The sequence below is a fragment of the Psychrobacter pulmonis genome (genome assembly GCF_904846465.1).
Taxonomy (GTDB): domain Bacteria; phylum Pseudomonadota; class Gammaproteobacteria; order Pseudomonadales; family Moraxellaceae; genus Psychrobacter; species Psychrobacter faecalis.
The window spans coordinates 39532-60550 of sequence record NZ_CAJHAT010000007.1 but is presented as its reverse complement, the minus strand read 5'-3'; the positions used below and the strand labels follow the sequence as shown (position 1 = coordinate 60550).

17 protein-coding genes and 1 tRNA gene are annotated in these 21019 nt (G+C 43.5%); 5 read left to right on the top strand and 13 right to left on the bottom strand.

All coding sequences use genetic code 11. The annotated features are described in order from the left end of the window. Window positions 1-78: 78 nt before the first annotated feature. From queF to JMX70_RS11305, 4 genes are all read right to left on the bottom strand, one after another. Window positions 79-966, bottom strand: a complete 888-nt coding sequence (gene queF, locus JMX70_RS11320) for an NADPH-dependent 7-cyano-7-deazaguanine reductase QueF (protein WP_201592180.1) — start codon at window positions 964-966, stop codon at window positions 79-81. 69 nt (window positions 967-1035) lie between these two features. After that, window positions 1036-1809 (bottom strand): ABC transporter permease, encoded by a 774-nt coding sequence (locus tag JMX70_RS11315; protein ID WP_191691672.1) that lies wholly within the window; start codon window positions 1807-1809, stop codon window positions 1036-1038. Between the two features lie 136 nt (window positions 1810-1945). Further along, window positions 1946-2893 (bottom strand): ABC transporter ATP-binding protein, encoded by a 948-nt coding sequence (locus JMX70_RS11310; RefSeq protein ID WP_068408527.1) that lies wholly within the window; start codon window positions 2891-2893, stop codon window positions 1946-1948. Window positions 2894-3280: 387 nt separating this feature from the next. Beyond that, window positions 3281-3946 carry a c-type cytochrome gene (locus tag JMX70_RS11305; protein WP_225211659.1) on the bottom strand — a complete coding sequence of 222 codons (666 nt, stop codon included), beginning with the start codon at window positions 3944-3946 and terminating at the stop codon, window positions 3281-3283. Window positions 3947-4332: 386 nt separating this feature from the next. Between JMX70_RS11305 and JMX70_RS11300 the strand changes: the two genes are divergently transcribed. Beyond that, window positions 4333-4409, top strand: a tRNA-Arg gene (locus JMX70_RS11300). Window positions 4410-4598: 189 nt separating this feature from the next. Here JMX70_RS11300 and JMX70_RS11295 read toward each other — a convergent pair. Continuing rightward, a complete protein-coding gene (locus tag JMX70_RS11295; protein ID WP_201592177.1) occupies window positions 4599-4964 on the bottom strand; it encodes a hypothetical protein in 366 nt (121 codons plus the stop codon). A 35-nt stretch (window positions 4965-4999) separates the two neighbouring features. Between JMX70_RS11295 and JMX70_RS11290 the strand changes: the two genes are divergently transcribed. Then, window positions 5000-5800, top strand: coding sequence for an SIR2 family NAD-dependent protein deacylase (locus tag JMX70_RS11290; RefSeq protein WP_201592174.1), 801 nt, complete (start codon window positions 5000-5002; stop codon window positions 5798-5800). A 93-nt stretch (window positions 5801-5893) separates the two neighbouring features. On the opposite strand, the gene JMX70_RS11285 is transcribed toward JMX70_RS11290, so the two are convergent. The 4 genes from JMX70_RS11285 to JMX70_RS11270 form a co-directional block, all read right to left on the bottom strand. Then, window positions 5894-6892 carry an adenosine deaminase gene (locus JMX70_RS11285; protein WP_201592171.1) on the bottom strand — a complete coding sequence of 333 codons (999 nt, stop codon included), beginning with the start codon at window positions 6890-6892 and terminating at the stop codon, window positions 5894-5896. A gap of 113 nt (window positions 6893-7005) precedes the next feature. Continuing rightward, entirely contained in the window at window positions 7006-7530 is a 525-nt protein-coding gene (locus JMX70_RS11280; protein ID WP_068408537.1) for a TPM domain-containing protein, read from the bottom strand. Window positions 7531-7616: 86 nt separating this feature from the next. Then, the gene (locus JMX70_RS11275) at window positions 7617-8795 is read right to left on the bottom strand and encodes a TPM domain-containing protein (RefSeq protein WP_201592170.1); all 1179 of its coding nucleotides are present in this window, start codon (window positions 8793-8795) and stop codon (window positions 7617-7619) included. Between the two features lie 217 nt (window positions 8796-9012). Beyond that, window positions 9013-9645 (bottom strand): LemA family protein, encoded by a 633-nt coding sequence (locus JMX70_RS11270; RefSeq protein WP_144296370.1) that lies wholly within the window; start codon window positions 9643-9645, stop codon window positions 9013-9015. Window positions 9646-10618: 973 nt separating this feature from the next. Between JMX70_RS11270 and JMX70_RS11265 the strand changes: the two genes are divergently transcribed. Next, the gene (locus tag JMX70_RS11265) at window positions 10619-12169 is read left to right on the top strand and encodes an alanine/glycine:cation symporter family protein (RefSeq protein WP_068408544.1); all 1551 of its coding nucleotides are present in this window, start codon (window positions 10619-10621) and stop codon (window positions 12167-12169) included. Window positions 12170-12534: 365 nt separating this feature from the next. Here JMX70_RS11265 and JMX70_RS11260 read toward each other — a convergent pair whose 3' ends face one another. After that, complete coding sequence (locus JMX70_RS11260) at window positions 12535-13155, bottom strand: fasciclin domain-containing protein (protein WP_201592169.1); 621 nt, start codon at window positions 13153-13155, stop codon at window positions 12535-12537. A 380-nt stretch (window positions 13156-13535) separates the two neighbouring features. Further along, window positions 13536-14090 (bottom strand): fasciclin domain-containing protein, encoded by a 555-nt coding sequence (locus JMX70_RS11255; RefSeq protein ID WP_201592168.1) that lies wholly within the window; start codon window positions 14088-14090, stop codon window positions 13536-13538. 952 nt (window positions 14091-15042) lie between these two features. Here JMX70_RS11255 and metH point away from each other — a divergent pair. After that, a complete protein-coding gene (metH, locus tag JMX70_RS11250) occupies window positions 15043-18684 on the top strand; it encodes a methionine synthase (RefSeq protein ID WP_406947878.1) in 3642 nt (1213 codons plus the stop codon). 209 nt (window positions 18685-18893) lie between these two features. Next, window positions 18894-19823 carry a bile acid:sodium symporter family protein gene (locus JMX70_RS11245; RefSeq protein WP_201592167.1) on the top strand — a complete coding sequence of 310 codons (930 nt, stop codon included), beginning with the start codon at window positions 18894-18896 and terminating at the stop codon, window positions 19821-19823. A 125-nt stretch (window positions 19824-19948) separates the two neighbouring features. Here the strand turns inward: JMX70_RS11245 and JMX70_RS11240 are convergent, their stop codons facing one another. Further along, complete coding sequence (locus tag JMX70_RS11240; RefSeq protein WP_201592166.1) at window positions 19949-20800, bottom strand: hypothetical protein; 852 nt, start codon at window positions 20798-20800, stop codon at window positions 19949-19951. A 66-nt stretch (window positions 20801-20866) separates the two neighbouring features. Next, a complete protein-coding gene (locus tag JMX70_RS11235; protein ID WP_201592163.1) occupies window positions 20867-21016 on the bottom strand; it encodes a DUF2256 domain-containing protein in 150 nt (49 codons plus the stop codon). Window positions 21017-21019: the final 3 nt, after the last annotated feature.

Below are 21019 nucleotides of genomic sequence, written 5' to 3'. Positions count from 1 at the left end.
AAAAAAGCGCCTATCTGAATCAGATAGGCGCTTTTTTAAACCAAACGCTGCAAAATCAATTTAAATAAAACCATTACTTTACTGGCGAATTAAGCGGCTTGGCTGCGGTAATAACTTTATATCACTGACGCGGCAAGGATTGATATCGATACCGCCGCGACGTGTATACCACGCGCGCACCATCAGCTCGCTTGGCTCATAATGTTTGCTTAAATCAGCAAATATTTGCTCGACACACTGCTCATGAAAACCATTATGCTGACGGAAACTTAAAACATAACGCAGCATGCTCGCTGCATCGACTGCTTTATCACTGGTAATTGAAACCGCTAACGTCCCCCAATCGGGCTGATTGGTCACCGGACAATTACTCCGCAGCGAGTTAGAATAAAAAGTATAAGGCTGCGCAACTTCCGCCGTATTGTTGCTTGCTAAATTATTATCATCTGCCTTGCTCTCTAGCAATGACGCGTCAGGATGTTCCGTTAGCGCGACTTTCTCGCTGCTATTGGCAAGTGCCTCATCAATACAAACGCCTTCAGGTTGAGCAATTAACAAGCCTGTTGCTTTATCATCCAAGTCATCATTTAGGCTAAATGTTTCAACGGTTACTTCTGCTTGAACGCATGACGATAAGTCTTTAGCAATCAACGCTTGCACCTCATCCCAACTACCAAACTCAGTAAAGTTAATACTATTTAAATATAGTTTTAATGACTTTGATTCGACGATAAACGGCGAGCTTGCCGGGATACCAAAACGCGCAATAGCCACTTGCGAGATACCTTGTGCATTTAACCAAGACAGCTCAAAGGCGTGCCACCAATCGACGCCCACTGCTAGCTTATCATCTTGCCAGCCAATCACATCGCGCCCTAGATTGCGCGCTATTGGATAGAGGGTCTCAGGACTATACTCAGTTGGATAATCAGTGGTTTGTTCGCCTAAAATACCGTGAATACTCATGGCTAATTCCTAATAGTAAAACTAATGATAGTTAAAATGCTAGAGATTATATATAGAACTCACAGCAACTTATAAACGAATACGCGAACCATCACTTAATAGTCGATAAGAGATGATATAAAAAATGACGCAAAAAACAAAGATAGCCGCCATCGAATACCACACATTGACATCAGAATAGCCAAGGATACCGTAGCGGAAAGAATTCACCATATAGACAATTGGGTTTAACAGTGAAATATTTTGCCAAAATGGTGATAAATTTTCCATCGAATAAAACACCCCGCCAAGATAGGTCAGCGGCGTCAACACAAAGCTTGGAATAATAGAAATATCATCAAATGAGCGCGCAAATACGGCGTTGATAAAGCCACCAAGCGAGAATAAAACCGAGGTGCCAATCACCGTAAATAAGGTAATAAATAAGTGCTCAATACCCAGCTTGGTAAAAAATAACGCCACAATAAAGACGATGACCCCAACCGCCAGTCCGCGGAAAATACCGCCACTGATATAACCGGTCAAAATAGCGTGCTTAGAGATTGGCGATACCAGCAGCTCCTCAATGCTCGAGTGAAACTTAGCACTAAAAAAGCTCGAGACCACGTTTGAGTAACTGTTGGTGATAATCGCCATCATAATCAAACCGGGCACGATAAACTGCATGTATGGCACACCGCCCATCTCGCCCACGCGCGAACCGATCATTTTACCAAAGATGACAAAATACAGGCTCATCGTAATGACTGGCGGCAATAATGTTTGCGGCCAGATGCGTAATATGCGGCGAATCTCTTTAATCAGCAGGGTGCGAAAAGCAATCCAGCGTTGTGCGAAGTTCATGCGTTATCTCTCCTAAGCAGTCTACAGGCTAATATCAAAACGCTATCACGGCCCGCAGTGTTGCCTATATGGTTGCTATATTTATAGTGGTCTATTTATGTGGGTGGGTAAATCGAGAAATTATGAATAAAACAGCCTACGAGCTTAAAGGTTCATGCAAGCTTTTATCGACCAAGCGCATAAACAACTCTTCTAAACGGTTGGCTTTATTACGCATACTGGCGACCAAAACGCCTTGCTTAGACAACTGCTCAAAGACACCGTTTAGCGACTCCCCTTCTGTCAGGGTCACTTCAAGCGTTAAATCATCAGGCTGTAGCGTGTCAGTAACCCCTGTTAAAGCAATTTGCTTGGTCAATGGCGTCGCCAAATCAAAGACAAAAGTTTCGACCGATAACTGCGCTAATAAATCTTTCATTTCTGTATTAATACGAATCTCACCGTGATCCAAAATAGCGATACGCTTACAAAGCTGCTCTGCTTCTTCCAAATAATGGGTGGTCAAAATAATCGTGGTATTTTCTTCAACGTTAATCTGCTGCATAAATTCCCACATCGAGCGGCGCAGCTCGATATCGACCCCAGCCGTTGGTTCGTCGAGTATCAATAGCTTTGGTTTATGAATCAAGGCGCGCGCAATCATCAATCGGCGCTTCATACCGCCCGATAGCTCGCGCGCTTTATTATCGCGCTTATCCCATAAGCCCAATGCTTTGAGCAGTTTTTCTGCTCGCGGCTTAGACTCTTTTGCTGCAATACCAAAATAGCCGGCTTGAGTAATCAAAATATCTTCAACTTTTTCAAACTGATTAAAGTTAAATTCTTGCGGTACCACGCCCAAAAACTGTTTGGCTTTTGAAGGTTCAGCCAATAAGTCAGTACCAAAGATATGCACACTACCCGCCGTTGGCTTAAACAGGGAGCTAATGATACCAATCATCGTTGATTTGCCCGCACCATTTGGCCCAAGGAGCGCAAAAAATCCACCTTGTGGCACTGTCAAGCTGACATCTTTTAATGCCGAAAACCCGTTGCCATAGGTTTTAGATAGGTTCTGAATAGATAGCGCTGGCACCTCAGACATGAATACCTCTTTAATAATGATGTATCTATAAAGGAATATAGAAGACGATTCGGGAAAAGTTAGTTTCTCTCATATTTGCTCTCGTCTCTTACGACGAGTCTAGTGTCTAGATGTGAGGCTCGCGGTCGCAGATTTCAACGTTAGGATGATATAACCACGATATTAATAATATCAATCGACGCCCACAAAAAAACGCCTACCTCATTAAATGAAATAGGCGCTTTATAAGCTTCTATATATGATTACTGATATCCGCAATACTGTAAAGTGCTCTCAATATATTTATATGTTAAAGGAGAATAATGATAAAAAAGCAAAGTAGGAGACGATAGCTACTTTACCGTCTCCTACTTTTTTCTATTGCTTTTTTACATATGGCACAGGCAATTAGCTTGCTTCATCAACCATATAATCCACTGCGCTTTGTACTTCTTCATCAGGGATATCAGCGCCACCTTTAGCAGGCATAGCGTTAAAGCCGTTGATAGCATGGGTATACAAGGTATCTTTACCTTTGGCGATACGAGGACCCCAAGCGCCAGCATCACCTAGCATAGGCGAGCCAAGTAAGCCTGAGGCGTGACACGTTTGGCAGGTAGCGTTATAAACGGCTTTACCATCACGCGGACCATCACCTGCTGCTGGCCCTGCAGAACGTGCAGTGACGTCGCATACTTCGTCGTCCTCAAAGCAGACTTTAGCAACCGGCTGAATACGAGCAATCAAGTTAGGATACAAAGCGATGAGCTTTTGTACTTGTGGCGTATCTTGCGGAATAGGCTCTTCTTCAGCGGCAGGTGCGGCAGCGGCTGTTGCTTCTTCAGCAGGTGCATCTGCATCGGTCGCGTCTGCTTGTGCAGCTTCATCGGTAGCTGCAGCGCCATCGGTAGTATCAGCAGCAGCTTTGGTATCGTCACCCAATTTTTCAGGCAAGTTATCGACAACCTCTTGCCCTTCTGCGACATCAGATACGGTTACAGGCGTGTCTACAACACTTTCGGCTTGGCTCACAGCGATACTAGCGATTCCTAGAATGGCAGCTGCCGATAACATAACTACTTTTCTCATTCGTCACGTTCTCTTATTGCGTATACAAGGGCCGACACGACTTGGACATTCTGTTTGTCCTCCTTTGATAACCAAGCAGTTATCAATAGCAAACAGCCATCCCGCATACGGGCGCGCTTGTAATCGGTGATTATAAATATGAATTCTCCCTGACATTATAAGGGAAAAGACAGGTGGATTGCCATGCCTGTTTGCCGACTATGGTGTTTTTTCTTAAAAAACGCCAATAGCGGCCTTCATTCATTGGCTTTATGACTTTTATTTGTTAGACTAAGCGGTCTTAATTTTTAGACGCCTTTTCGTTCTAACGACAGCCAATTGCACTTATTTATACACGTCATCGGTTTATTGGATTTTAGTCGATCAATTATGCGCTCGTAGCTCAGTTGGATAGAGTATCGGTTTCCGAAGCCGAGGGTCGTGGGTTCGATTCCCGCCGAGCGCACCAATCATTATAATCAGTCGTTTTTTACCCTTTTCTAGTCCTACCTATTACCTCATAACACTTTAACGGCAACGCTTTGCGCTGTTAACTTCGGCCTATCATTTTGCGCTGTTAACTTCGGCCTATCATTTTGCGCTAACAACGTTAAAATGTTGTATATAAAGTTGTTAAATCTATTTAATTTATAAAAACCTACTCTGCATCTTGCAAATTCGCCATTAGCTGAGCACGGCTGGGGATACGGTGATAATTAATCACGGGTACGTCTCCCAAACGGCGCTGACCCGCGGCAAGCTTTTTATCAATGGTAATCATAGCCACTTTTTTATCTTGCTTGCTAATCAGTAAATGATTGGCTTTTCGGTTGACACGGTAGTCAGGAAAATACTGCTTAACCAATTCTGCAGTTTTTTGTAGCGCATCATTGAGTGGTGTTTTTGCGCGCCCCGACTTTAGGTTGTGCTTATCGGCGGCTTTAGGCGCGCGCGATTTTGCCAATACCCATAGTCCGATGACAACCGCGAGCAATATGACAAGCCACCAAATACCATCTATCATAGAAGTCTATATCCAATCTTAAAAAGGGATGGCTCATGTTAACAGAATTATCACCTGCGTTAATAGCCGAAGTCGAGCGCGCTGCCAAATTGCTGGGCTCAAAACAGTGCATCTGTATTTTAACGGGCGCTGGGATTTCAGCAGAAAGTGGCATTCCAACGTTTCGAGATAAGCAAACGGGCCTTTGGGAAAACTATGTGGCTGAGGACTTGGCAACGCCTGAGGCTTTTGCTCGCGACCCAAAACTGGTGTGGTCATGGTATCAGTGGCGCAGGCAATTGGTCGCTGAGAAAAAACCAAACCCTGCCCATGAAGCTTTAGCGCAGTGGCAATATCATAGCCAATCTACCGAGCAGCAATTGACGCTTATTAGCCAAAATGTCGACGATTTGCATGAACAGGCAGGTAGTAGTGTCACCCATTTACATGGCAATCTTTGGCAAAATCGCTGCAGTCAATGCGATGCGCCCTACCAAGAGCAATCTAGAGGCTCATATAATAGTGCTGATACCATAGATTATAGTGACGCTCTGATTACTTGCTCGCACTGTGAAGGCTATATACGTCCCGATATCGTCTGGTTTGGCGAGGCGTTGCCTGTACAAGCATGGCAGACAGCGGAGGACGCGGCGGCCAATTGTGAAGTGTTTATGAGTCTTGGCACCTCAAGTCTCGTTTATCCTGCGGCAGGTCTCGCACAATTGGCAAAAGATAACGGCGCTAAAATCATCGAGATAAACCCACATCCAACGCCAAATACCATCGTTGATATTACTCTAGCAGAAAAGGCTGGGATTATTATGCCGTTATTAATCCAAAAAATTACGGCCATGTAACTGTCGCCTAAAAAGCACTTTGTAAAAAAGGAAAAGGCTTAACGATTTATATAACCGTTAAGCCTTAATCAATGAAGATATCTTTAATCGCCCCTACCGGAGAGCAAAATCCACTTGCGCTAGGTATTTCTCTTTTAATTCATTATTTATAAATGAAGATCTAAAAGAGTTTTTTACCAAAGTAACGATATCATTTTCTGTCAGCGGTAGATGGTTGCATATATTGATAAAGTTTTGATTCATATACCCTTTAAAATAAGCCGGATCATCAGAGTTGACGCTGACATTTAAGCCATAGTCTAGCAGCTCTTTAATATTGTGCTGTTTGTAACTCTCAAATACCTTGAGCTCAATATTAGAATTGGGGCAAACTGTCAGCGGCATTTGCTCATCTTTTAGGCGTTGCATCAACGCTGCACTTTTTATCGATTGTACGCCATGATCAATGCGATTGATTTGCAATAAATCTAACGCTTCATAAATATAAGAAAAATCTGCTTCCTCGCCAGCATGAGCGACCAGCTTAAAGCCTGCTTCTTTGGCCTTTTTAAACACTTCTTTAAACTTGGCGGGAGGGTTGCCCAATTCTGAAGAATCCAGACCGACGCCGATAATATCATCTTTAAACGCCATTGCTTGCTCTAAAGTCTCAAACGCCTCTTCTTGCGATAAGTGGCGTAAAAAGCACATGATAATACAAGAGGTGATGCCGTATTTTTCTTTGGCATCGGCAAGCGCTTCTTTAATACCAGTAATGACTGTCGCAAACTCAACCCCTCTTGCAGTATGAGTTTGCGGATCAAAAAATATTTCCGTATGGACGACATTATCTTCGACACACTTTAGAATATATTCCCACGTTAAATCATAAAAATCGTCTTTGGTAATCAGAACGTTGGCGCCCGCATAATAGATATCTAAGAAAGTTTGTAGATTGGTAAAATTATAGGCACGGCGGACGTCTTCGATATCCTTATAAGGGATAGCGATATTGTTCTTTTTCGCCAGTCTAAACATCAACTCCGGTTCTAATGAGCCTTCGATATGTAAATGCAGCTCTGCTTTTGGCAATTTTTTTATCAGCTCAATCATGGTATTGGCATGGTCCTGTATCTAAACTTACTTGTTATTTCTTTAAGCGTTATTTTAAAAATGCTGTTAGTTTGAAAAATTGTTAATAAAGAAACTATTATTTTAAAAAATTGCTATTTTAAAAACACCACAGTATCGGACAGCTCATTGCCAGCAGGGTCATGTTCAAGATGATAATACTGACGCAATAACTGACCTACCTCGTCCAACAACTCCATCAGACTTTCTTCAGTTTTTTGATTGGCGATACCTGAGACCGCCTTTTCGCACATGGCGCTCCACACGGTTGGACTGACATGCGTGCTGATACCGCGGTCAGCGACGATTTCTAGCTTGTGCTCGCAAATATTGACATAAATCAAAACGCCGGTGTTTTCTTCGGTATCCCACACGCGATATTCGCTAAATAAATCAATCGCTCGATCGCGGCAGTCAAGATGATAAGCATCTTGGATAGGTAAGTGATTTTCGATAATTAAAAACACCTCGCCGCGATGTCCGCGCTCAGCCAGCGTCACCTGCTCTGTCAGCCGAGCTTTGGCCGCGGGCGTGAGCCACTTGCTATGCAACATAGGGACAAACAGTACTTGACGCCACCAACGCGCAAAACTTGCCTGCGACGAATTGCTTTTTACCATTATATTATATCCTCAAGTACGCCATTGCTGGCAATTTTCTAATGTCTGAGCCTAATTTACCCTTCTTACTCTTATAGAAATCGCCTCTACCAAGAGCCGCCCGCGCCGCCGCCGCCAAAGCCGCCGCCACCGCCGCCGAAGCCGCCACCACCAAAACCTCCGCCGCCGAAACCTCCACTACCACCGCCCATACCGGGCAGGAATACTATACCGCCGCCACCGCCGCGTCCTCCACGACCGCCGCCTGAGCCACGCGAAATTAAAAACAGCCATATAAATATCGCCATAATTAACGTCATAAAGAAACCGCCGCCCAAGGCCAGCGAGCCTACAAAGAAACCGCCAGCGGTCAGGATAGAACCAAAGATGCGCCCAAAGATACTGGTAATAAAGCTACCAAATATCATTGCCATGACAAATAAAAACACTGGCGATGGGTTATCACCAATGTCATTTTGATTTTGACCGCGTTCAGCCGCTTGCGCATCGGCACGCGCCAATACTTCAGGATCAGCGGTCAGGCGCGTTTGCAGCGCGCCAACGCCCGCCAATATCCCAGCGCCATAGTCATTTTGCTTAAATAGCGGTGTGATGTCTTCGCGAATAATACGGTTGACCGCCGAATCTGGCAACACCCCTTCTAGTCCGTAACCCGTTAAAATATAGATATTGCGGTCATTAACGGCAACGACCATTAGCAGGCCATCGTCAATATCTTTATTACCCAGCTGCCATTTTTCGGCAACTTGTAGCGCATAATCAAAGATTGGCATGCCATTGGTGGTCGGTACAATGACCACCGCAGCTTGCGCCAAACCTTGCTGATAAATGCCTCTTAGCTGCGCCTCTAAACGCTGCTTTTCTTGCGGGTTTAAGATATTGGCTTGGTCGATAACTGGCGAGTTTAAGATGAGCTTATCGGCATCGACACCCTGAGCGCTTGATTGTACAGGCGGACGATTAGAAGTTGTTGAGGTGGTCGTATTACTATCGGAATTAGCAGCATTAGGATTGATAGCATCATTGCCAAGAACAGCTTCGTTAATTGCTTCGTTACCTAAGACGGCATCGTTGATGGCTTCATTAGTTTCGGCAGCTTTTGCAATCGCTACCAATTCCTCGACACTACGGTTTTGCATATCTGAGGTGCTATCGCTAGCAACCGCCGTATTATTATTAGCATCGGGTGCTGCATGCAGCAGCGAGCCACTTCCAATGCTTAGAGTAAATAATAATGCGGATAAGAGTGCTGTTGAATGCTTCATCTAATCTATACCACCTCAAATAACATCTGTACTAATAAATGACGGCAAAACCAAGGGCTATAAAAAGCCATCTAACAACGCAAAAACCGAGTTACGATTAAGGCGTTCTATCATTTTTGAGCAAATAAACGGACTGTTAAATAAACGCACTGTCATATAAACAGTAGCATTTATACGCCATCATGGTAGATAGAACGCCTAGACTGAAAACTTTGCTTTACTGCGCCGTCTGCGCATTATCGTCGCCGAAGTTGACACTTGGTGCAGTCGATATTTCTTTTTCATTGGCAACGCTAAAGTTTGGTTTGGCGTCCATGCCAAATACTTTGGCCGTAATATTGGTTGGGAACTGACGCACGGTAGTGTTATAACCTTGAACTTCTTGGATATAACGGTTACGCGCCACCGTAATACGGTTTTCTGTACCTTCCAGCTGCGCCTGCAAATCTTGGAACAAAGCATCAGATTTTAGCTCAGGATAGCGCTCAGAAACCGCCATCAAACGCGATAGCGCGCCAGTCATCTGATCTTGGGCAGCCGCATAGCGCTCCATTGCTTCAGGGTCATTGAGCAGCTCTGGCGTGACTGTAATACCGCCCGCTTGTGAACGCGCTGCCGCGACTTGAGTAAATACTTCTTGCTCTTGCTTAGCGTATTGCTGCACGACTTTGACTAAGTTTGGTACTAAGTCCGAACGACGCTGATATTGGTTGACCACTTCTGACCAAGCCGCGGTAACCTGCTCATCTTGCGCCTGCAAATTGTTATAGCCACAACCGCTCAAACCAACAGTAGAGGTCGCTAATACTGCTGATAGCAACATAGGTTTTAAAAAAGATTTACGCGTCATCGTTGACTCTCCTAATGATAAATAACAAACAAAACGTTTTTTAATCGCTTTTTTAATGTTAACCACTTATATGCACTTATACTTTATCGCCTACTGGATTTTATAACCGATAGTTTCGCAGCTAACCGTTTCATGGCGTGAATATCGCAGCAGCAATATATTGTGCTAATAATGGCGCTATACCGTCACTTTTACAATTCATCGTTACCAAAACACAACCGCAAAGCAGCGTTTATCGTAGGGCTGTGACGCATTTTTAGGCATTTAGCACTGCTGTTAGCGCGACTGTCTTTTAAGCCCCCATTAACGGTTAATTAAAAAGTATTGGCCAATACAAGATAAATAGAAGATTTTTTGACCTTGTATAAGCAATCAAGCAAAGAAAACCATTTATAAATGAACGCCCTTATAAAGAAAATTCTAGTAATTGCCTAAAAAATATGGCAAATTGCAGTTACGTAGCCGTACGGTTTGAATACATTTGGTAGTGGACTTATAAGAATTTTGGTACTAGCAGCTCGTCAATGTCGCATCAAAAAGGATTGATAAACGATTAAAGACTGCTCTATTATCCTACTCTACCATGTAAGTGTAGCCAGCTGATATGACTCATAAAAAGTTAAGTACCATCTTCTCGCTTACTGAGATGATGGTTATTTATATTATAACCGCCTGTTTTATCCACTGGTTTATTTTAAGCGCTTTATTCATAAGCAGCCTTAATAAACTATCAACGCTGATAAGCGGTTGCATACGCTCATTATTGTTCATAAACCAGACGGATAACAGCAGACAACTACAGTCCATCCTTGGTGGCTAAGCGCGTATGAAGCTTAATCTGTAAGGAGAATTTCCACCGCAGTTAAGTGCATGCAGATTATTTGAGTGGTTGGTTTTAATAAGGATATTACAGCTGGTCTACTCTTAGCATCATCATATATAGCCACTTTGAGACAGTACTAGGAATATACATATGGAAGGTTTAGTCGATTTAGTAAACGGAATTATCTGGAGCCCAGCATTGGTTTATCTCTGCTTGGGCGCAGGTTTATTTTATTCCATCATGACGCGCTTCGTACAAGTACGTTTATTCGGGGAAATGATTACCTTACTTTTTACTGGTAAATCAAGTGCACAGGGTATTTCATCATTTCAGGCACTCGCCGTATCCCTAGCGGGGCGTGTGGGTATGGGTAACATCGCTGGGGTCGCTGCCGCTATTGGTTTCGGTGGTCCTGGTGCGGTATTTTGGATGTGGGTTGTGGCTTTCTTAGGCGCATCTACTGCTTATGTCGAAGCAACCCTTGCACAGATTTATAAAGAAAAAGACGTCATCACTGGCGAATACCGCGGCGGTCCAGCTTACTATTTTGAGCGCGCCCTTGGTCAACGCTGGTATGGCATTCTTTTTGCCGTCGCGTCTATCTTAGCTTGCGGTATGTTCTTACCGGGCGTACAAGCAAACGGCGTTATTAGCGCGTTTGCTCAAGTCATGGGTGAAGGCACGCCGATGAATATCATGGGCTTAGAAGTTGGCTCTATGCGCTTGGTCGGTCTTGCTATCATTTTGGTCATCTTAGGTACTATTATCTTTGGTGGTATCAAACGTATCGCAACCTTTACCGAGTATGCTGTTCCTTTTATGGCACTCGGTTATATTGGCCTTGCACTCGTCATTATGTTTACCAATTATCAGATGATTCCAGAAGTTTTCGGCTTGATTATCAGTGATGCGTTTACCGCACAAGCAGGCTTTGGTGCCGCTATCGGTTGGGGTGTCAAACGTGGTATTTACTCTAACGAAGCGGGTCAAGGTACAGGTCCTCACGCTGCGGCTGCTGCGGAAGTTGAGCATCCATCACAGCAAGGTTTGGTACAAGCGTTCTCAGTGTATGTTGATACCTTATTAGTCTGTTCTGCGACTGCGTTTATGATCATTACCATGGGTACTTATAATATCCAAGGTACACTACCAGACGGTCAATTCATCGTACAAAACGTCGCAGCTGGTGTTGAGATCAACTCGCCTGCCTTTACGCAGATGGCAATGGAAACCATGTACGGTCAATTTGGTAATATCTTTATTGCCGTTGCAGTCTTCTTCTTTGCCTTTACCACCATCTTGGCGTACTACTATATCGCTGAAGTAAACGTCGCTTACTTGACACGCTTTATCAGTCGCGGCGCTAATAGAACTGGTCTATTCTTAGTTAAAATCTTAATCATGGTGATGGTTGCCTACGGTGGACTTAACTCTGCAGGCTACATTTGGGATATCGGTGATATCGGCGTAGGCCTAATGGCGTGGTTAAATATCGTTGGTATTTTGGTTATCTTTATTGTCGCGCGTCCAACGCTTACTATGCTTAGAGATTATGAAGCACAGCGTAAAGCAGGCGTGAAGCACTATACCTTTGATCCAGCAAAATTCGGTATCAAAAATGCGCCGTATTGGGAAGAGCGTCATCTAAAGCAGCAACAAAGAATGGCAGCGCAAGACCCACTACATAAAGAACGTCTATAGTTTACTGAGCTATAATGTTATCTAAATAGTATTGATGACACTACAAGCATCGATAAAACAAAAAGCCTGAGGCAATGGTCTCAGGCTTTTTTATTGGTCGATTTATTTCAAAATCGTTACAGAATGAGTGAAAAGTAATATCGATACATCACGCACTGCTGATATCAATTTTTCTTGCTTGCTGGGCCTGCGCAGACAGAGGCTACAAAAAATTGATATCAGCAATACCGTAGCGTTTTTAGAATATCTTGACTATACAGGGTGACTGGGATAAATTTTTTATCAGTCAGCAGACATAAAAAAAGCCTAGCTTTATAACTAGGCTTTTTGCATTTTAAAGTAAGATTGGTGTGAATCGCTGAGCCTTATTTAGGCAATAAAACTGTATCAATTACATGGACCACACCGTTGGTTGCCATCATATCGGTACCAACGATGTTTGCAGTGTTGCCACTGGCATCAGTAATCACATTAGCATCACTGATGGAGATGGTTTGACCGTTTGCCGTGTCGATAGCGGTACCATAAGGGATATCAGCAGCTTTAACCACCATTGGTACGACATGATACGTCAATACGCTAGTTAGCAACTCTTTATCACCGAGCAATTCCTCTTTAGTGACGTTCAGTTTGGTCAACAAAGCAGCAAAGGCATCATCGGTTGGGGCGAATACCGTGTACTGACCTTCTGCCATCATCATGTCATCAAGCTCAGCCGCTTGCAGCGCTTCGGTTAGGATGGTTAGATTCTCATTGCCAGCCGCCATTTCACCGATACTTTGTGTCGCTGCCGCATCTACAGGCATCGCATCATTAGACTCAGCCACTGCTTCAGCTGGCATATCTGTGGTGGTTTCTGGCTCAACGGCTACGTCAGTAGTTGCGGCTGGCTCAACTGGCTCAGTAACGGCTTCTTTATCGTTACAGGCCGCCAGTGACATGGCAGCGGTAACGACGGCGATAGATAATAAATTCTTTTTTAACATAGGTCATTCCTTTGAAATAACGGGTTTATGGGTGGTATTTTTTGATTTTAGAACGGTTTTAGTTTTGGAACTTTTAAATTTAGATACTGATATAAACACGGATAAATAAAAGTTTCTAGATGAAAATGTCGGTAAATGAGTGATAAGTTAGGTAATATCACTCAATATCTACTATCTTAGCTGATTATTTTTTGCTTACTGCTGACTTAGGTAGCAACACTGTATCGATCACGTATAGCGTCCCATTGCTAGGCTAAAAAAGAATATTAATTTATAACCTAGCAATAGTTATATAGCATTTGAATCTGCCTACTACCTAAGCAAATAATTTGTCGCTCTTTTACTGCTTATTTAAGCAACAAGATTATTTAGGCAGTGGGTTATTTAGGCAGCAACACTCTATCAATCACATGTATCACGCCATTACTCGCCGCGATATCTGTTTTTAAAATCTTGGTAGTACGACCATTTTCATCCATTAATCTGCCTTGTGGCGTAATCATCAGCGTGTCATTACTGAGCATGGTGTAATTACCCGGTCTGACATGCTTTTGATAAACAGGCGTATTACCTTTGAGCACATGATAGGTCAAGATTTTAGTCAACAACGGCTTGTTGGCAAACAGCTCAGCTTTCGTCATACCGGTCTCTTGTAACGCCTGCACAAAAGCGGCATTGGTCGGAGCCAGTATTGTGTAGCTTGCCCTGGTATCGGTCAGCGCGCCTGCCAAACCTGCCGCTTGCAAGGCTTCTACTAGTAGTGAGAAATCAGCGTTGCTTTGTGCAATCTGTACCACGTTCATATTAGCAGTTGGCTGGCTGTGCATAGGCGCCTTTGTGGCAGGGGTTTTGGTTGGCATCATATTATTACAAGCGCTAAGGCCTGCAATTGAAAGGGCTAAGGTGCCAAGGGTAGCGATTTTGGTCAGTTTCATAACATTGTCCTTAATGATTGAATGACTACATGGTTTAGTAAATGAATAGCTAACTGATTACAATTTATTGATTTTTATTACGGCTTTACGGTCAGATTGTCTTTCCTTAAAACCCTTGCCTATTCCGTTTTTAATTCTTAATTGCTAACCACTCTCAAATAAAAACCATTAACAGTTACTAATAAGCATTGCTTATGAAACGTCAATCCTTCTGAAATTAAATTAACATATCACAAAGGATTATAAACTTGCATTTAGGCTAATTTTTGTAGCTTACGTGTAAACCAAGGCAGTTTAATAAAACCTGGTATAAATAGCTGCTTTATAAATACAAATCAAAGCTTTAGGTAATCCTCTATTAAAATGATATTCATTTGTTCCAAGCGGCGTTATGCAATAGAATTTGTTATAACTGTATTTTTAATTTGGTACTTTTAATAATGTGCTAACTTTTAATACCATGCTCATTTGGTGCAACGATAATTGGTCATAGTAATCAGTTTTTGTTATTTTTAAATACGATGGCGTCAGTGATAGTGCCAAAATGGAATAAGCGGAATAAGCACAATCCCGCGAGTAATAGCCGTTTCGTGCTAGAATAATCCAGATTTGCTTATCGATTTTTAAGCCACCTTTTTATCAATACTATTGTTTTATATAGCCTATTTTATAAGTAGCTAACTTAGTAAGCTCGCCCTAAAAACCTTGAACACTTTATTTTCTTCCTTTTCTTATCTTGACTCTAATAAGCAGCGCTCCTATGACTCAAACCACCACCCCACCGACCTGTTCTCATAATCATACTGGTGTCATCAATACCAATACAGCCAATGCCACCAATGTATCAAGCACGGCTAGTGACTTTATTTTGACGCCGCCTGCTGTATTTCCTTATAAAGCGCAGCAGTTAACCGCGCGCGCTCGTATTACTGAGCAGCTGGCGGCGCGGATTATGATGTTAGATGGCGCGATGGGCACCCATATTCAGACCTTTAAGTTAGAGGAAGCCGATTATCGCGGCGAGCGTTTTGCCGATATTGAGCAAGATGTACGCGGTAATAACGATTTGTTGGTGCTCACGCAGCCGCAGATGATTAAAGAGATTCATAGCGCGCACCTAAAAGCAGGTGCCGATATCATTGAAACCAATAGCTTTAACGGTACGCGCCTATCGATGGCCGACTACGACATGCAGCACCTCGTGCCTGAGCTCAATAAAACCGCTGCGAGAATTGCCCGCGAAGCTGCTGATGAATACACCGCTAAGGCCCCAGAAAAGCCGCGCTTTGTGGCAGGCGTTATTGGGCCGACGTCGCGCACCTGTTCATTATCCCCTGACGTCAATGACCCCGCCTTTCGGAATATCACCTTTGATGAGTTGGTGCTTAATTACCGTGAGGCGACGCTGGCCTTGATAGAAGGCGGCGTCGATATCCTGTTAATCGAGACCATTTTTGATACGCTAAATGCTAAGGCTGCAATCTTTGCCGTCACGGGCGTGTTCGACGATATTGGTTTTGAATTACCGATTATGATTTCTGGGACAATTACCGATGCGTCTGGTCGGACGCTTTCAGGCCAAACGGCTGAGGCATTTTATAACTCGATTCGCCATGCCAAGCCCTTATCTGTTGGCTTTAACTGTGCGCTTGGTGCTGATGCGCTGCGTCCACATATTCAAACGCTGTCAAATATCGCCGATACTTATGTCTCCGCCCATCCAAATGCGGGTTTGCCCAATGAGTTTGGTGAGTATGACGAAACACCGGAGCAAACGGCTGCCCTGCTCGAAGGCTTTGCCAAAGCTGGCATTCTAAATATCGTCGGCGGCTGCTGCGGTACTACGCCTGAACATATTCGCCTGATTGCGGAGATGGTCGCCAATTACCCACCGCGCGTGATTCCTGAAATCCCTCCTGCTTGCCGCTTATCAGGACTTGAGCCATTTACCATTACCCCTGAAAGCTTATTCGTTAACGTCGGTGAGCGTACCAACGTGACGGGCTCAAAGAAATTCCTACGCTTGATTAAAACTGAAGCTTATACTGAAGCACTCGATGTCGCCCGCGACCAAGTCGAGGGCGGCGCGCAAATCGTCGATATCAATATGGACGAGGGTATGCTCGACTCCAAGCAAGCGATGATTCACTTCGTCAATTTGGTCTCTGGTGAGCCGGATATCAGCCGCGTGCCCTTGATGATTGACTCCTCTAAATGGGACATTATCGAAGAAGGACTTAAACGCATTCAAGGTAAATCCGTCGTCAACTCTATCTCGTTAAAAGAAGGCCATGCTGAGTTCGTCGAACGCGCCAAGCTTTGTATGCGCTTTGGCGCAGCGGTCATCGTCATGGCTTTTGATGAGGACGGTCAGGCCGATACCTATGAGCGCAAAATCGAGATTTGTCAGCGCAGTTATGATGTCTTGGTCAATGAAGTCGGCTTCCCTAGCGAGGATATCATCTTTGACCCAAATATCTTTGCGGTTGCAACCGGTATTACCGAGCATAATAATTACGGCGCTGACTTTATCAATGCCACCAAATGGATTACCGATAACTTACCAAACGCCATGGTATCGGGCGGCGTCTCCAACGTGTCGTTTAGTTTCCGTGGCAACCCGATTCGTGAAGCCATCAATTCAGTCTTTCTATACCATGCGATTCAAAACGGCTTAACCATGGGTATCGTCAATCCAGCTATGCTGGAGGTTTATGATGACATTCCGAAGGAAGCTCGCGACGCCATCGAAGATGTGATGCTCAACCGCAATCAAGGCGAAAGCGGTCAAGAGGCGACCGAACGTTTGATGACCATCGCTGAAAGTTATCAAGACGGCGGTAAGAAAAAAGACAGCACCGTCGATATGTCATGGCGCGAAGGCACGGTCGAGGAGCGTATTGCCCATGCACTAGTGAAAGGTATAACCACCTTTATCGACGCCGATACCAAAGAGGCGTGGGAGAAATATCCTAAGCCGCTAGAAGTCATCGAAGGGCCATTAATGGATGGCATGAATATCGTCGGCGACTTATTTGGCGCCGGTAAAATGTTCTTACCGCAAGTGGTAAAATCTGCCCGCGTGATGAAGCAATCCGTTGCTTGGCTGAACCCGTATATCGAAGCGGAAAAAGTTGAGGGCGAAAAGAAAGGTAAAATCCTCATGGCGACAGTTAAAGGTGACGTCCATGATATCGGAAAAAACATCGTCGGCGTGGTGCTTGGCTGTAACGGCTATGAAATCCTTGATTTGGGCGTGATGGTACCGTGTGAAAAAATCCTCGATACTGCCATCAAAGAGGAAGTCGATATCATCGGTTTGTCAGGTCTGATTACCCCAAGTCTTGATGAGATGGTCTACGTCGCCAAGCAAATGCAAGAACGCGGCATGACTTTGCCATTGATGATTGGCGGTGCAACGACTTCTAAAGCGCATACGGCAGTAAAAGTCGAGCCACAATATCAAAACGATGCGGTTATTTATGTATCAGACGCTTCACGCTCAGTAGGTGTCGTCACCAAGCTGCTGTCAAAAGAGCACCGTCAAGGGCTGATTGATGAGACACGTGAAGAGTACATCAAAGTACGTGAACGTCTTGCTAAGCGTCAGCCGAAAGCAGCAAAAATATCTTATGCTGAGTCGATAGAGCTTGGTTTTCAGTACGATTGGGGCAGCTATGTACCACCAGTGCCAAATAAACTTGGTCAAGTTATACTCGATGATTACCCAATTACCAATATATTGCCTTATATCGACTGGACGCCGTTCTTTATCTCTTGGGGACTCGCGGGTAAATATCCAAAAATCTTGCAAGATGAGGTGGTTGGTGAAGCGGCGCGTGATTTGTTTGATAATGCCAATGACTTGATGCAAAAGATGATTGATGAAAAATTAATCGTTGCCAAAGGCGTCTTTAAACTCATGCCAGCTAAGCGCACGGGTGCGGATACCGTTACTGTCTATGATAAAGCACCAACTGATGGCGGCACAGCAGAATATCAATTTGAGCATTTGCGTCAACAGTCAGATAAAGCCAGCGGCAAGCCAAACTTTAGCTTGGCAGACTTTATCTCGCCATCAGATGCGCACACAGACTATCTTGGCGGCTTTACGGTCTCTATCGTGGGCACAGAGGCGCTTGCTGAACAGTACAAAGCAGCGGGCGACGACTATAATGCTATCATGACCCAAGCCTTATCTGACCGCTTAGCCGAAGCCTTTGCCGAGCATTTGCATGAGCTGATTCGTAAAGAATATTGGGGTTATCAGGCTGACGAAAATCTAACCAATGACGAGATGATTAAAGAAAAATACGTCGGTATCCGCCCTGCGCCTGGCTATCCTGCCTGCCCTGAGCATACTGAAAAAGGCAAATTGTTTGAGTGGATTGGTACGGGCGATGCTATCGGTACTAAGCTCACCGAAAGCTATGCGATGTGGCCTGCGTCATCGGTCAGTGGTTTCTACTACTCGCATCCTAATAGTGAGTACTTTAACGTCGGTAAAATCAGCACCGATCAGTTAGAGAGCTATGCTGAGCGTAAAGGTTGGGATATCAAGACTGCTGAGAAGTGGTTAAATCCGAATTTGTAAGAACATACAACTCAGTTAACGCCTAGATCATTTATCGCTATTTTTTGGCTTATTCATTTAACATGATTAAGCCTTTTTATTGTGTCCTCTTCTGTCTGCTCTCAGCAAACTTATCACTGCACGTATCACAAAATACTTTTATCATTTGCTGCCAATAACCATGTTAAATTATTGTCTATTTTATCCCTTTTATCGTTGTGAGACAGGCTATGAATCAGATTGCATTACTCTCTAGTTGGATTGGCAAAACGTTTGCAATCTGGGCATTGGTCAGTGCTATTTTAGGATTTGTTTTTCCTGAATTTTTTGCCTCGTTGGCATTTTTGATTGTCCCAATTCTTGGCATTATTATGTTTGGCATGGGCATGACGCTCAAGATGGAAGATTTCCTAGAGATTGTTAAACGTCCCAAACCCGTGTTGGTAGGACTATTGGCACAGTTCACGCTGATGCCATTGATTGCCTATTTACTGACGGTCATCTTTAACCTTGATCCTTTAATCGCGGTGGGCGTTATCTTAGTTGGCTGCTGTCCGGGCGGTACGTCGAGTAACGTGATTACGTTCTTAGCCAAAGGAGATGTGGCGTTGAGTGTCGCGATTACGTCTATCTCTACCCTACTCGCACCCTTTTTGACGCCTATTTTATTGAATGTGTTTGCCGGACAGCTAATCGATATTGATTTGGCTAGCATGATGATGACTATCACTAAAATCGTCATCCTGCCTATCTTACTGGGTGTTATCTTTCATAAGTTTTTGGGTAAAAAAATCGAGTTCGTTACCGAGGTATTGCCAATGGTGTCAGTCTTGGGTATCTCTATTATCATCGCAGCCGTAGTCGCGGTGTCTAAAGCGACCATCTTAGATAGTGGTGCCATCGTCTTTGTCGTCGTTGCTCTGCACAATATGCTGGGTTATACTTTGGGATATGCAATCGCGCGCTTGTCTGGATTTACGGAGAGACAGCGCCGTGCCATTATGGTAGAAGTAGGCATGCAAAACTCTGGTCTGGGCGCCGCCCTTGCCGCGACTTATTTTAATCCTGTCGCTGCCTTACCGAGTGCAATATTTAGCGTGTGGCATAACTTTAGTGGTGCGCTGGTTGCGAATATTTTTGCGAAGAGGGATGCTAGGTAGGGGTTTTATTGGTTATAGCTTAGTAGTAAGTGATTTAGAGTTGGTGTAGTCCAGATTTTCGATACTTACTAAGAGCGAGAGCCAAAATATTCGGCTCTCGCTCTTAGTAAGTTAAAAAAGCAAGGTTATATTCTGTTGACGTAGTATATATAAGTATCACTACTGTGCTGCGTACTTGCTATAAAAAGGGTAAAACGAGGAGCAATGACAATCAATACAAGCATGGCTATAATAAATAAAAAATCATACATCTTAAAATAGATTACGATACCTATAAATATGATGATAAAAACAGCTGTCAGTATATCTGCATAATGAGCGGTTTCTTTTCGATGCAGCCAATCACCTTTGTTTATCTTTTCAAAACTATCTGGCAATATGGACTCTATCATTACACCGACACTATACAATATGTATATGTTCTCACTAAAATTGGTTGACTGGTACAAAGAAAACTTAGAACCATCTTTCATCTTTATAATAATTTTTACAACTTCAATTTTGGCTCTGTAATTATTAACTTTATAACATTTGAACTTTTTTATATTTAATACTGATAAATGGTGGATTTTATTGTCTATCTTTAGTTCAATCTGCTGCCCTTCCAATTTGATGTTGCTCTGGCTTAGCCAGTTGACACCTCTAAAAATCATACACGGATTTATCAATAAAGCTACTGATACTATAGCCGTAACAAAAATAGAAAACACTATAAATATTTCATATTTTTCAATAGCACCCATAAGATAACTTGCAATAGGTATACTAAAGAACAGTAGAGAAACAGCTATTGCCTGAGTGAGCCTTAGCAGTCCCAATCGAGCACAAGTAAAGCCTTTTTCTACTACCCAGTCCTTTGTAAACGGTTGACTATGAGAAGCGCTACTAAATATCTGTATTTTACTCTTAGCGCTTTTTTTAGCATATTTTGCAGGGCATTTTTGGCTTTTATTGTGTTTAGCTATATATTTTTTCATTACTTTTGTTAATAATTAAGACAATATCTCGCTATTTTAGCATTAGGAAACTGTATTTACTCTACTTTATTCAGCTAATTTAATAAAAGCATACCGACAATTTTCGGAACAATACACCACATTGTCCCAATCCTTCTCCCACTTCTTGCGCCACGTAAACGGACGCTTGCAGACTGGGCAGATTTTTTGTGGTAGGTTTTGTTTTTTATGTGCCATGAT